The sequence below is a fragment of the Proteus terrae subsp. cibarius genome (genome assembly GCF_011045835.1).
In the GTDB taxonomy this organism is placed as follows: domain Bacteria; phylum Pseudomonadota; class Gammaproteobacteria; order Enterobacterales; family Enterobacteriaceae; genus Proteus; species Proteus cibarius.
Genome location: NZ_CP047349.1, coordinates 1573473 through 1587866 on the forward strand (window position 1 = coordinate 1573473; position 14394 = coordinate 1587866).

10 protein-coding genes are annotated in these 14394 nt (G+C 37.2%); 5 read left to right on the plus strand and 5 right to left on the minus strand.

The window, feature by feature from the left end; all coding sequences use genetic code 11:
- Nucleotides 1-137: 137 nt before the first annotated feature.
- Both GTH25_RS07370 and yebS read right to left on the minus strand, forming a co-directional pair.
- A complete protein-coding gene (locus tag GTH25_RS07370) occupies nucleotides 138-2456 on the minus strand; it encodes a PqiB family protein (protein ID WP_075673378.1) in 2319 nt (772 codons plus the stop codon).
- Nucleotides 2398-3654, minus strand: a complete 1257-nt coding sequence (gene yebS, locus GTH25_RS07375) for a membrane integrity lipid transport subunit YebS (RefSeq protein ID WP_164530465.1) — start codon at nucleotides 3652-3654, stop codon at nucleotides 2398-2400. Before yebS ends, GTH25_RS07370 begins: the two co-directional genes overlap by 59 nt.
- Nucleotides 3655-3932: 278 nt before the next feature.
- On the opposite strand from yebS, the gene GTH25_RS07380 reads away from it, so the two are divergent.
- The 5 genes from GTH25_RS07380 (at nucleotide 3933) to htpX (ending at nucleotide 10856) form a co-directional block, all read left to right on the plus strand.
- The gene (locus tag GTH25_RS07380) at nucleotides 3933-4430 is read left to right on the plus strand and encodes a GAF domain-containing protein (protein WP_075673376.1); all 498 of its coding nucleotides are present in this window, start codon (nucleotides 3933-3935) and stop codon (nucleotides 4428-4430) included.
- A gap of 95 nt (nucleotides 4431-4525) precedes the next feature.
- Nucleotides 4526-5221 carry an RNA chaperone ProQ gene (gene proQ, locus GTH25_RS07385; protein ID WP_075673375.1) on the plus strand — a complete coding sequence of 232 codons (696 nt, stop codon included), beginning with the start codon at nucleotides 4526-4528 and terminating at the stop codon, nucleotides 5219-5221.
- Between the two features lie 19 nt (nucleotides 5222-5240).
- A complete protein-coding gene (prc, locus tag GTH25_RS07390) occupies nucleotides 5241-7301 on the plus strand; it encodes a carboxy terminal-processing peptidase (protein WP_075673374.1) in 2061 nt (686 codons plus the stop codon).
- 910 nt (nucleotides 7302-8211) lie between these two features.
- Nucleotides 8212-9564 (plus strand): OprD family outer membrane porin, encoded by a 1353-nt coding sequence (locus GTH25_RS07395; protein ID WP_075673373.1) that lies wholly within the window; start codon nucleotides 8212-8214, stop codon nucleotides 9562-9564.
- Nucleotides 9565-9977: 413 nt separating this feature from the next.
- Entirely contained in the window at nucleotides 9978-10856 is an 879-nt protein-coding gene (gene htpX, locus GTH25_RS07400; protein WP_075673372.1) for a protease HtpX, read from the plus strand.
- A gap of 85 nt (nucleotides 10857-10941) precedes the next feature.
- On the opposite strand, the gene GTH25_RS07405 is transcribed toward htpX, so the two are convergent.
- The 3 genes from GTH25_RS07405 to GTH25_RS07415 all read right to left on the minus strand — a co-directional run bounded on the left by GTH25_RS07405 (nucleotide 10942) and on the right by GTH25_RS07415 (nucleotide 14135).
- Nucleotides 10942-11805, minus strand: coding sequence for a hypothetical protein (locus tag GTH25_RS07405; protein ID WP_238795310.1), 864 nt, complete (start codon nucleotides 11803-11805; stop codon nucleotides 10942-10944).
- A gap of 128 nt (nucleotides 11806-11933) precedes the next feature.
- The gene (locus GTH25_RS07410) at nucleotides 11934-13325 is read right to left on the minus strand and encodes an L-cystine transporter (RefSeq protein WP_164530466.1); all 1392 of its coding nucleotides are present in this window, start codon (nucleotides 13323-13325) and stop codon (nucleotides 11934-11936) included.
- Between the two features lie 243 nt (nucleotides 13326-13568).
- A complete protein-coding gene (locus GTH25_RS07415; protein WP_159242168.1) occupies nucleotides 13569-14135 on the minus strand; it encodes a metal-dependent hydrolase in 567 nt (188 codons plus the stop codon).
- Between the last annotated feature and the right edge of the window lie 259 nt (nucleotides 14136-14394).

Consider the following 14394-nt stretch of genomic DNA (forward strand, 5'->3'; position numbering starts at 1 on the left):
GCTTTTGACCAAACAAAATTAAGCATAGTATAAATGGAACCTATTTCCAAAATGTTTTTTCGAAATAAAAAAAGCGGATCATTTTTTGTGATCCGCTTTAAATAAATTATCTGAAATAGGGCAGAATTATCTAATTTTTAAGGTTTAGGTATTGCCGTTCCCCATTCATTCCAATCTTTTGGTTCTTTATCATTTAAAATGAAATTCTGTTCCTGTTTTGCTTTCACTTGTAATGGTGTGGAAGGTGGTGTTGCAAAAGTGATCCCTCCACGTATAAATTGCTTGAATGTACCACTACGAATAACACCACCAGTTAAACCAAACGAGAAGTTATATCCTGATGAAAGCCAAAACTCTGTATTATTTCGAACAAGGTATTGGTATTTTTTACTAATACGGATGTGAATTAATACTCTGTCAGACATGTTTCCTAGTTCAAGACCTGTCACGGCGCCGACCTCAAGACCGCGATAGTAAATTGGCGTACCAATTTGTACTGAACCTGCCTCTGTGGCATTTAATACAAGATTTAATCCATCGAGATAGCGTGAGTCTGTAATGTTGGATGTTTGCAATTCAAATTGACGATATACGCCACCATTACCAGGCTCTGCTTTAATATAAGGTTGAATAAGTGAATCTAAGTTATCTAATCCTGATGCTGTTAATTCAGGAGTAACAACAGCAAAACGACTGCCAGATCTCGCAAAGGTTTTGACATAATCAGGGTAGAGAACTGCTGATACAGTTACCGCTTTTCTATCTGGCGAAAGGATTAATGATTCGACCTGACCAATATCAATTCCTAAATAACGAATAGGCATCCCTTCAGAGAGTTTACTTGCATCGTACGTTTTTAACGTAATTTGTGCACCGATAGCTCGTGCACTAGTTTCTGATGGGTAGAGTTTGTAACGTGAAACGTTATTATTGATATTTTCGAAGTTATCAAAACTGATCGCGCCTTTTAATGCACGATTTAATGGTGTTGCTTCAACAGTTAACCCGGAGCCATTAACGGATACTTTAGCAGCCCCTTCAGTCCAGAAGACACTCTTTTCCGTGAGTAGATGGCGATATTGTTTAGAAATATAAACATCAATATCAAATTCATCCATTAAAGGCCGAACATCGGTAATTTCACCGACTTGGAATTGATGATAAAGAACCACTGAACCTTTTTGGATCCCGGGAAGGCTTGATGCTTTTAAAGTGAGTGTCACGGGTAATTCATTACCATTAACACTGGCTTTCGCAAAGAAGTCATTACGATAAAGGCGATACTGTTCTTTAGGTGCCCCTTTAGTACCTTGAATGAGGTGAATACCTCCTTCAAGCCATTCTTGAGGTGTTGCACCTTGAACTTCAATACCATTTAAACCCATATTGACGTTGATTCGGCTATTGGCAACAAATTTACTATTTTCATAAATATAATGCTTATATTCAGGGGCAATAATTGCATCAAAAATAACTCCATCATCGCTCATATTACGCTGAATGATTTGCCCAATAGAAATTCCTCTGAAAAGAATAGGTTGCCCTGCATCGACTCCCCAGCTTTCTTCACTGGTTAGAGAAATAATTAATCCATCTTCACCATATATTGCTTTGCCTGCATCTACAGAGGTAGCTGATTGTAAAACGAATTGCTGGTTTTCTTGTGCTGGAGGGCTGTTTTCCGGTGAATCAAAAGCAATTGCGCCATTGATTAAAGCAGAAACACTTTCCATTTTTACAGACACACCGCTTTTTAAATTGAAATTACCTTGAAAGCCAGAGACGTTCCAGAAATGGCTATCTTGGCGTATTAAGTGGGCATATTGTTTATCGATACTAAGTTCAATAAAAATACCCTGATTATCAGGGCGAATTGCATAGCTATACACTTTACCAACAGGAACTTGGCGATAATAAACTTGAGAGTCAACATTGAGCGATCCCAGTTTATCTGCTGTCAAAGTGATTAATTGCTGGTTTTTATCGATATTAGCTTGAGGGCGAACTTCTTGAGCAATAAATTTAAATTGTTTTTCACCGTCACCCGGTAACATACTGATATAATTACCACCAACTAAAGCATCTAGTCCAGATACACCAGAAAGGCTGGCTTTAGGTGTAACTAACCAAAACTGAGTGTTTTTGCGCAATGCGGTCGCGAGATCTTTGCGGATATCAGCCGTAACAATAACTCGACGTAAGTCATCGCTTAAAGTGACATCTTTAACAAGACCCACATCAACACCTTGATAGCGAATAGGTGTTCTGCCAGAGACAATTCCTGATGCTGATTGAAAATCAATCGTGATTTGTACGCCCTTATCTTGCCAATGTTGGAAAAGCAACCAACTAGCAATAAAAATGGCGATAACAGGGAGTAGCCAAAATGTCGAAATTTTACGCTTGCGGCGTATTTGGGCTTGTGAGTCCTGAACGTCGTTTTCTTCTTGTTGCATAAGTATCCCATAGTAAACGACTATCCAACCATTCAACGGCAAGGATAGTAAGAATAACCGCAGTAGCAAAATAAAAAGCCGCTGGCCCCATTGTGAAAGTCATCAGCTGATCTCGATTAATCAATGACATCATCAGTCCAATCACAAAGAGATCAAGCATTGACCATCGTCCTATCCAAGAGACAAAACGGTATAGTTTCATTCGTAGTAGAGGGTCAATACGAGAATTAAAATGAATGCTTAATAATAAGCCCAACATAATAATAATTTTGAAAAAAGGCACAAAAACACTGGCAATAAAAACAATAATCGCAATTGGTGTATTGCCTGAATTCACTAAGGAAAGTACACCTGAAAAAATAGTGTCTTCACTACGTTGACCATTTAAATAGAAGATAGAGATAGGCAAGAAATTTGCAGGTATTAGTAAAATTATTGCTGAAATTAATGCTGCCCATGTTTTTTGTAAACTCATTGGCTGTCTTGGGGTATAACAAGATTTGCAGCGTGGGCAGTGCGTTGATGGTGTTTTTTTAAAATGATAGTGACAAGCATGGCAAGTTGCAGGGCTTTTTTCTATCTCTTTTTGTGGGTAAAAGCGTTGCCAAAGTTGGTCCATATTAATGTTAATTAGCATTAATAAGCTGAGTATCATTAAAGAAACAAAAGCAATTAAGCCATTGCCAATATAGACAGTTGCATAATCGCCTAATTTTATTGTTGCAACACCAAGTCCAATTAAATAAACATCTAACATTACCCACTCTTTCAGTTTCCCTAACATCAATAAGATCGGGCGAAGATTAAGGCGCAAGCGAGATCCTAAATGGAGATATAAAATAGCGATGGGGAGGCTAAGCGGTGCAGCAATAGCACAAAAGGCTACCATCGTTGCCGTAAGAGGAGAACCTTGCTCTGACATCATGCGAATACCGTCAAGTACATTCGCCGTTATCATTGTGCCTAATAGATGGATTTTAATCAGTGGCTGAGTAAATGCTATTGATGCCAAAATAAGCATTGTAATAGAGAGAATAAGTAGACGAGTTAATGACCAATATCGATAAGATGCAAGTTTTGCTTGGCAACGAGGGCAATAAGCATCCTCTCCACGTTTTAATGTGAGAGGGAGTGTCACGAGGTGATCACACTCCTGACAGCGTATTGATTTCTTTTCCTTTGTTACGATATTGTTCACTATATTGCTCGTTAATTCGCCTAAGTTGGTTTTCTTAAGAGTTATCGTTTGATTAAGTTAAAAAAAAGCACCTATACTCAATGGTTCACAAGTTATCATTTTTATTATATTTATGCCTTTCATTTTACAATACTAAGTGTCTGATTTTTTTTGTGGGTGTTAAGGGAATATGATCGTTTTTTTACCCAATTCTTGAAAATGGAGTATTCAACCTCAAGATAAAATAGGCTAAATTACGAGTATGTTATCTATTTTAGTTACGCAAATAGGGTTAAATGATGCCAAAATCGCTTTTTTATCAGGAACTCACTGATAATTTGTCAGCCTTGTTGTCTGGTGAAAATGATCTTATCGCATCACTTGCTAATGCCAGCGCTCTTCTTTACGAGAAGTTAGATACGATAAATTGGGTTGGGTTTTATCTTAATGATGGTGATTCATTAGTCCTTGGCCCATTTCAAGGCAAAATTGCTTGTGTCAGAATAGGTTTTGGGAAAGGAGTTTGTGGAACTGCATACTCTGAAAACAAAATTTTAAGAGTAAGTGACGTTCACCAATTTAGTGGTCATATTGCTTGTGACAGTGCAAGTCAGTCTGAAATTGTTCTACCTTTAGAAGTAAATGGACAAATTATCGGCGTTCTCGATATTGATAGTCCTATTTTTGATCGTTTTGATAAAAAAGATGAAAATGGGCTTAAAGCGTTGTGTGACGTGCTCTGCGAGCATTTGAAAACTTGTCATACAGCAAAATATTGTGAATTTTGTGTAAGTTAACAGGCGTTTGCCATAGAAATTGTTGGCAACACTATTATAATGTCGCTTGTTCATGCCTGCGCTGGTTGGCAAAACCGTTGTAATCAGGAAATTTCATGGAAAATCAACCTAAGTTGAATAGTAGTAAAGAAATCATCGCTTTTTTAGCTGAACGTTTCCCTAAGTGTTTTATCGCTGAGGGCGAAGCTCGCCCTTTGAAAGTTGGCATTTTTCAAGATCTTGTTGAAGATCTAAAAGATGAAACTCAACTGAGTAAAACACAGTTACGTTCGGCATTACGCTTGTATACCTCAAGTTGGCGCTACCTTTATGGAGTTAAAGAAGGGGCAAAACGTGTCGATTTGAATGGTAATGACTGCGGCGAACTGGAAGCTGAGCATATCGAACATGCTCGTACACAATTAGCAGAAGCTAAGGCGCGTGTTCAAGCTCAGAGAGCAGAACAACGTGCTAAGAAGCGCGAAGCTGAAGGTGATAAGGAGACCAGCAAACGTCCGGCAGCGAAAAAGCCAAATAATACACGTCGTCAGCCACCTAAAGAGGGTGAAAAGCGACAGCCTCGTCCTCAAAAAGCGACTCAAACACCTCGTAAAACATCACCACGCCAAAATACCGAAAAGTTAATTCCAGTGAAAGACACCTCAGTTCTTACTGTTGGTCAATCGCTGAAAGTTAACGTTGGTAGCAGCGTGATGGACGCGACGGTGCTAGAGATAGCGAAAGAGGGTGTACGTGTACAGTTGCCTAACGGTTTGGCAATGAATGTACGCACGGAACATTTAAAGTTCTGATACGGAGGCCAACCAGAGCATGAACAAACTTTTAAATGTGGCTTTTGCAATCGGATTAACGTTAACAGGTACTTCTGTTGTGATGGCTGAGAAACCAGCCACTCCAGCAATGGTAACTATTGATCAGTTACCCGAATTAAAGCAAGAGCCACAACATTCTACTGTGAGCGAGCGAGTAACTTCTCGTTTTGAACGCTCTCATTACCGTCAGTTCTCGCTAGACGCGAGCTTTTCTGAAAAGATTTTTAATCGCTATCTTAATTTATTAGATTATAGCCACAATGTGTTGCTAGCATCAGATATTGCCCAATTTGATAAAGAAAAAACCAAAGTAGGTGAATATCTGAAGAAAGGTGAGCTTCAGCCCCTTTATGATCTCTTTAATTTAGCGCAAAAAAGACGTTTTGAACGTTTTCAATATGCTTTAAACCGCCTAGATAAACCCATGGATTTGACTGGTCAAGATAAGTTTGAGTTAGATAGAACAAAAGCACCATGGCCACAAACTCAAGCTGAGCTAGATAAACTTTGGGATGAAAAAGTAAAATATGATTGGCTAACGCTGAAACTATCTGAAAAAACAGATAGCGAGGTTAAAGAGACACTAACTAAGCGTTATAAAGCTGCGTTACGTCGTCAAACACAAAGCCAAAGCGAAGACGTTTTCCAAGTCATTATGTCGGCATTCGCACGCGAAATTGACCCTCATACAAGTTATCTATCACCAAGAAATACAGAAGCCTTTGACTCTGAAATGAGTCTTTCTTTAGAAGGTATTGGCGCTGTATTGCAGATGGATGATGATTACCCAATGATCAACTCTATGGTAACGGGTGGTCCGGCTGCAAAAAGCAAAGAGTTGAAAGTTGGCGATAAAATTATTGCAGTAGGGCAACAAAACAAGTCAATGGTCGATGTTGTTGGCTGGCGACTTGATGATATTGTTGCTTTGATTAAAGGGCCGAAAGGTAGCCAAGTAAAATTAGAGGTTATCTCTGATGAGAAAGGCGCTAAACCAAGAACAATCACTTTAGTCAGAGAGCAAATCCGTTTAGAAGACAGAGCTGTTAAGTTAACTGAAAAAGTTATTAATGGTGATAAAGTTGCAATTTTGGATATTCCAAGCTTCTATGTTGGTTTAACCAATGATGTGAAAACACAGTTACAAAAAGTGGCGAAAGACAATGTTTCATCTTTGGTTATTGATTTGCGTGGTAACGGCGGTGGAGCATTAACAGAGGCAATTTCACTGTCAGGATTATTTATTCCAAGTGGTCCTGTTGTACAAGTCAGAGATAACAATGGTCGTGTACGACAAGATTTCGATAAAGATGATGTGGTTTATTATAAAGGGCCACTAGTTGTTATCGTAAATCGCTTTAGTGCTTCTGCCTCTGAAATTTTTGCTGCTGCAATGCAAGATTACGGACGAGCATTAATTGTGGGTGAGCAAACGTTCGGTAAAGGAACGGTTCAGCAATATCGTCCATTAACCCGTGTTTACGATCAAATGCTAAGCCCTGATTGGCCAGGTTTAGGTTCAGTGCAATACACCATTCAAAAATTCTATCGAATTAATGGTGGTAGTACTCAACTCAAAGGGGTAACACCTGATTTATTGTTGCCAAGCTTTGATAGTGCTGAAATGGGTGAAAGTTTTGAAGATAACGCATTGCCTTGGGATAGTATCTCTCCAGCAAGTTATCAGCTATCTGAGTATTCAGATAAACTGAAAGCAGCGTTAACACCATTAACTGAACAACATACTAAGCGCATTGCAAATGACCGAGAGTTTTCATACATCTTTGCTGATATTCAGCGTTATAACGATGCGAAAGCAAAAGGTGAAGATAAATTTGTTATTTTAAACTTCGCTGAAAGAGAGAAAGAAAACAAAGAGCTAGAAGCTATTAAATTAAACCGCATAAATGAGCGTTTTAAATTAGAAGGTAAGCCTGCGTTGAAATCACTCGATGATTTGCCTAAAGATTATGAGGGGCCAGATCCTTATTTAGATGAAACTGCTAAAATTGCAGTTGATCTCTCAAAAGTGCTTAAACCTAAAAAATTATTAAATTAAGTTATCAGTTATAACAACGATACTTAAAGCAACCCCCCAATAGTTGGATAACCAATTGCTGGGGGGTTTTTATATTTATATTAATCGAGATATGAAATTATCATTGCTAATCAATGTTTATCAGGTATTCCATCAAAAACCTTTTTAAGAGAGCTGTAATATCTTTTTGGGGAGGGATCATTCATATTTTTAGTTATTTAGTATATTAAGTTACCAGTAATATGAAATATTATTAATAAATAGATATTTAAATTTAACTTTATGTAACTTAATTTTTAATTCGAAATATATCTTGAATAACTTTGTAAGCTATAAGAGAGAAAACTAGATTAATTTTTAGATAAGAAGTGAGTTTCTTTTCTTATAAGTGGAATAAAAATATAAAGTGGTTATTTATTGTGATTAAGATCTCATTTGATAGCGTGTCTATTGCAATAAATGTAACATGTTGTGACAATGATCTCTTAAATTGACATAAGATTACTATAGTATACAGATTATGAAATATTTGCGTCATTTTGGGATGTTGACGCATTAGCTAAAATCTTACCTAAATGATGAGTTATCTTTATTCTATGAGTTCAAAATGTATTTTTAGAGCAAAATGTTATAACTGAAATATATATTTTCAGAGTAAGGTTCTCTACGTAAGGGATAATGACTAAAGGCAAATAATCTACAATTTGCTTGTGGAATTTTATTACAAAAAAATAAGTAAATATAAATATGGTGAGATATCCATATTGGATTTTTTATGCCAAAAAATGACTCTATTGCTTGAAATTAGTGCAACTATAAATTTAATCAAAGGTTATTTTTTAGCTAAATAAAGAAATGGTGCTTTATTAAACTTGCTGAATATAAGTCAGCATAACTTAATTCAAATATTTATTAACCAGGTTGCATTAAGATGAAAGTAAAAAAATTAGTATTGTTTATGCTGTCTCCTTGTTTTTTCGCGGTGAGCGCTGCTAATGCTGCGAATTGGGAAAACTCAATTAAAGAAAGCGCATTTATTTCAGATTCTGAACTTGAACTTTCTACAATTAATATGTGGAAATACCTAAAAACTGAAAACCGTTTTGATAAAACAGAACAACGTTATAGAAAGCAAGTTGCTAACGCTTGGGGTCAAAACTTCCAAGCTGATTTCAGATCAGGTTATTTAGGTGGTATTCTCGGATTTGATGTCTCTTATTATGGTGGTATCAAATTAGGCGCAAGTAAAGACTTCGCCTCTCGTGCAATCTTATATAATGATGACGGTGAAGCAAAAGGTTATAACAAAATTGGTCAACGCTTCGCAAAAGTTAAGTTTGATTTAGATCCCGTGTTAATTAATGGTAAAGCAGGTTGGTTTACACTGAAAAATACGGGTGTATTTACGAACTCACAACGCTTATCATTAAACAGCTATAATGGCTATGCAACTAACACCGCAATGGGCGACTGGAACTTAGATTTACTGTTCCTTGACGGTAAAGTAATGCGTCGTGATAGCCCAAATATCGACAGAATGTATTTCAGCGATGGTAATGGCGTTAGACATAATATCGATCATGTGTTGACTGGTGGTATTAACTACAACTCTAAACCATTAAAAGTATTTTATTTCTATGGTCAAGCAGATGATGTATTCCGTCAGCACGGTTTAGAAGCAAAATATAAATTAACCTCAGATGTGACTATTGGTGGGGTTGTTTATTATCACGATTACGGTAGTGATGGAAAACGCACATTAAGCGATCCCAATAAAGGTAAGCGTAATTTTGATAATGATGCATGGCACTTCGCTGGAACTATGGAGTGGCGTATTCCTGAGTCTCCATGGACAATTCGTACAGGTGTGACTTATACCGATGCGAGCAAAGCGAATGGAGTTGGTCAATTTGCTCGTAACCCAATTGGTAATACTCGTGGACGCTTTAACTCACCTGCTTACGCAGATATTGACTATGTGCGTGATGGTGAAGTAATGGGGGCATTAGAAGCAGCATATAAAGTTAACGAGGAATTGTCTGTTGGTGCGCGTACTAACTATAGTGAGTTTAGTTATTCAGGTGAAAGATTAAAACAAGGACAGTTTGGTTTATTTAGTTATTGGAAGCCAACCAAAAATCTTTCTGTTTCCTTAAGCGGTGGTATTGGCTGGCACCACCAGCAAGAAAACGACTATACCACACCAAAACTTTATGATGGTCACTCACAACGAGCTCACTCATTATCAGGCTCTATGACAACAACATATCGTTTCAAAATGTAATTTATAGCGTTAATTGAGCTTATTACTTATATCAAATGCACGACTTGCATACATTGTAAGTCGTGCATAAAAATGCAGAGACAGTTGTTTTACCTTTGTTTGTGTCACGAGAGTTATGGTTTTTTATGGTAAACCCATTAGTACTATATTAAACGATACAAACCGTTTCTAAGTTAATCTTTCCGTTCGACAACACAGAAAAGTCACGTCATCTATTATCAATCTCTCTTTATACTTAACTTTTTAATAATGCCTAATATTAGGTGTTCACTGGCTATTTTTTTTATCAAAATGTAAAGTTATATCGTTTTTAATATTAAATAAGTTAAAGGGCTTGATAAAATCTAAAAAAGCCTTATTTATAAGACAGTTTTTGCAATGTGATAATTAGATAAAATAGGAACAGTATCAATATGATGAGAATTGCGTTATTCCTGTTAACAAACTTAGCCGTTATGTTTGTTTTTGGGATCATCTTATCTTTAACAGGTATACAAGGTCGTAGTGTTCAAGGCTTGATGATCATGGCGGGCTTATTTGGCTTTGGTGGTGCCTTTATTTCACTATTAATGTCAAAATGGATGGCATTACGTTCAGTGGGTGGTCAAGTCATCGAAAACCCAACTTCAGAAGTTGAGCGCTGGTTATTAGATACAGTAAGACGCCAATCTGAACAAGTCGGTATTAAAATGCCACAAGTGGCTATTTATGATGCGCCTGATATTAATGCGTTTGCGACAGGTGCTCGTCGTGATGCATCGCTGGTGGCTGTGAGTACCGGTTTGTTAGCCAGTATGAGCCGTGACGAAGCAGAAGCAGTTATTGCTCACGAAATTAGCCACGTTGCTAATGGTGATATGATAACCATGACCTTACTACAAGGTGTTGTGAATACTTTCGTTATCTTTATTTCTCGTATCATTGCCCAATTCGTTGCTAACTTTATCTCTAATGATGAAGAGAGCGAAAGTAGCAATGGAAACCCGTGGGTATATATGGGTGTTTCAATGGTTCTGGAAATTGTGTTCGGTATTCTTGCCAGTATTATTACAATGTGGTTTTCACGTTATCGTGAATTCCATGCAGATGCAGGCTCTGCAAAGCTTGTTGGTCGTGAGAAAATGATAGCTGCATTACAACGCTTGAAAACAAGTTACGAGCCACAAGAAGAAAGCAGCATGATGGCCTTCTGTATTAATGGTCGTAATAAGTCATTCAGCGAGCTATTTTTATCTCACCCACCATTAGATAAGCGTATTGAAGCACTACGTAACGGTGAGTATTTGAAATAAAGTTGAAAGTTTAATCGCGAACTCTCAAATGAAAGCGCTCTATATGAAAGTATTGGGCGCTTTCTATTTATAAAAAACAGGAGCTTTAATCTAAATATTCGCCAAAGTATATCGCCACTTTTTCTTCGTCAATTTTCAGATTGCCTTTCCAGCCCGCCCACGGCATTTCCATATCAGAGCGACCTTTGGTGTTATTAAGTTGATTTTCTGCAATGGTAATATCGCCGAAATTAGCCCAATGATCCAAAGATAATGGAATATAGGCATTAGGAATAACACCAATTAAGGCAAGTGAGTGCAGAACACCTCGTTTGGTATATCTATCACCAGAAATTAATTTAGCCTCATTTAGTCGCTTTTCAAATTTACCCGGTGTTTCATCTTCAGGCGCATGGCGTAATAACTGGAGTAATTGCTTGAAGGTCTCTTTATCTGCTTGTGTTGGGCTAACAGGCGTGACGGTGAGTAGATGTTTTAAATTCAAGTAAGCGTAAGAGGGATTGCCTGTATAAGAATTACCGTAATAGAGGCAATATTGAAAATAACTGTCATTAATATATTTTTGTTGATCACCATCACTACAAATCCAACAGCAGGCATATTGAGGTTTCTCTTCATAATCATGTAATGGCAAATTTTGTAACTTATGAAAAGCACCTAGAACAGAGCGACCTCTAAGATAACTGCCTCCGACACCAGCAATAAAAGCATCTAAGCAACGCTTCTGGGTGAGTAATGGATTGTTTTTTAAGCTATTTAATTTTGAAATAACATCAGAGTGATCAACAAATATTTCTATGATATTAGGTTGCCAATTGGCCTCAGATAACAAGGTTCGTTCTTTGTCTGAAAGAATATCAAGCTGATACAGTGAGACTTGGCGTTCAGGATCATATTGACTATTTTCATATTTATAGAGCTTACGCAAAACTCGCATAATTTTTTGCACGATCTTTCCTTGTTATCGTTTTTTATTGATATTGATGAATGGCATAAATAGAAGATATATAACTTAATATAGATATAAAAAAAAGCCAGCTCAAATGAACTGGCTTTATCAATAGATGCAGATAAAGTTTATTTTACTGTAAGTTCAGTTTCTTCATCTTGGTTGAAGACTGTTTTGTCCGTTTGTCCCATAATCTGGCTGGTGATTGTACCCGCTGTCATTGAGCCACTAACGTTTAATGCTGTACGTCCCATGTCGATTAACGGCTCTACAGAGATTAGCAGAGCAACTAATGTTACAGGTAAGCCCATTGCAGGTAAAACGATAAGGGCCGCAAATGTTGCACCGCCACCTACACCAGCAACACCTGCAGAGCTAACAGTCACAATAGCAACTAAAGTTGCGATCCACATTGGATCTAATGGGTTAATACCCACAGTAGGTGCAACCATCACAGCTAACATCGCAGGGTAAATGCCTGCACAACCATTTTGACCAATCGTTGTACCAAAAGATGATGAGAAACTTGCGATAGATTCTGGCACACCAACACGCTTAATTTGTGTTTCAATATTTAGCGGAATACTTGCAGCACTTGAACGGCTTGTGAATGCAAATGCTAATAAAGGTCCCGCTTTTTTGAAGAATTTAATCGGGTTTAAACCTGTAAAGCTCACCAGTAAACCATGAACAACAAACATTAAGCCAATAGCAACGTAAGAGGCAACAACAAAACTTCCCAATTGAATGATGTCGTGCATATTTGAGCTTGCAACAACCTTAGTCATCAGGGCCATTACACCGTAAGGTGTCAGCATCATAACGATACGAACTAGCTTCATGATCCATGATTGTAAGCAATCAATCGCGACTAAAACTTTCTCACCACGAGGCTGATCTTCTTTGAGTAATTTCAGTGCAGCCATACCTAAGAAAGTAGCAAAGATAACAACGCTAATAATCGATGTTGAGCTTGCACCTGTTAAATCAGCAAATGGGTTTTTAGGAATAAATGACAAAATAAGCTGTGGCATCGTTAAGTCAGAAACTTTGCCCATATAATTTTGTTCAAGCGCAATCAGGCGCTGTGCTTCTTGTTCACCTTGCACTAAGCCTTCTGCTGTTAAGCCAAATAAATTAGCAATAACAATACCGATTAAGGCAGAAATAGCAGTGGTAAATAATAGTGTACCAATAGTGAGGCCACTAATTTTTCCTAGCGATGATGCTTGATGCAAACGAGCTACGGCACTAAGAATAGAGGCAAAGACTAATGGCATAATGATCATTTGTAACAGCTGTACATAGCCATTACCCACGATATTAAACCAAAGAATAGATTCTTTAATAATAGGATCGTGTGAGTCATAGAATGCGTGTAGTGCTAGTCCAAAAGCAACACCAAAAACTAAACCAACAAGAACTTTCTTTGAAAGGCTCCACTGATGTTGACTTAATTTAGCCAAGATGAGTAATAGCACAACAAAGACGAGTACGTTAATGATTAACGGAAAATTCATCTTAACTCTCCAACGAGATCTTTATTTATATAATTTCGACGATTGTATGCGATATGAGTTCTTAGGTAATAAGAAAGGATATAACAGCACCAATTCGTTATATGGTAACAGGATTGTTAATAACTTTTTATAATTAATTATTATTTTATATAATCGTTTGGTTATAAAAACAAGGAAATTAGGCATAAAAAGATGTAATAATTTATAAATAGATAGAGAAACGTAGTGTTTTGTCAGGGGGTGTTAAAAGTTAGTGCGCTTATCGTGGTACATCTGTAACCAGTTGTTGACTTGCGAAGGCAGGGTAATAGTAAGGTGAGGTGGTAAAAAAAGGGCGCCAACAAGGATCAAAACAGAGATAAATCTCTCTCCTTTTTTATTATTCTTTTTGCCTAAAATAGGTAATGCAAAACGCATTTTTAAAGGCCATAAGAAAGGAACACCAGCGGGAGTTAACATATCGGCAATGAGATGGCTAAGATAGCCCAATAAAAGAGAATGAAAGATATCAGCAGAAATATCCCAATACGGTGAAACTTGAGTTTCCCACAAAATAGCCAAACCACAAAATGCAAGCAAGCTATGTGTAAAACCTCGGTGGCCACAGAGTTTCGATAGAGGTAGAGATATAATACGGAATAATCGCCCAAGAATAGAACCTGGATGATCTAAGTCAGGAAGAAGTGAGCCCAATAAGACAGCAGGGATCATGTGAAACCAATCACCATGAGCAATTGCTGGCGTTATTTCAAGCTTCTGCGCTAACACAAGTGTTGCGACAGAAAAAAGTAGATGTCCTTCAGCTGTCATTCCATGTCTGTTCGTTTGCTGTTCATTTATACAGTAATAAAGTATAAAAGGTTTTGACGATAACTAACAGTCAAAAAAGACAAAAATTGTCTTAAATATTAAGGAATAACAGGAAAATTTTATTCGATTGATTTAAAAATGATCGAATTTAGGATAAAAAACTAAAAAGTCAGATAAAGGTAAGTGGGCATTAAACGAAATACACAATTGTAGGCTTTAAAGACAAAAAGAGTGAGGAGAGTTGTGAACATTAAAAATA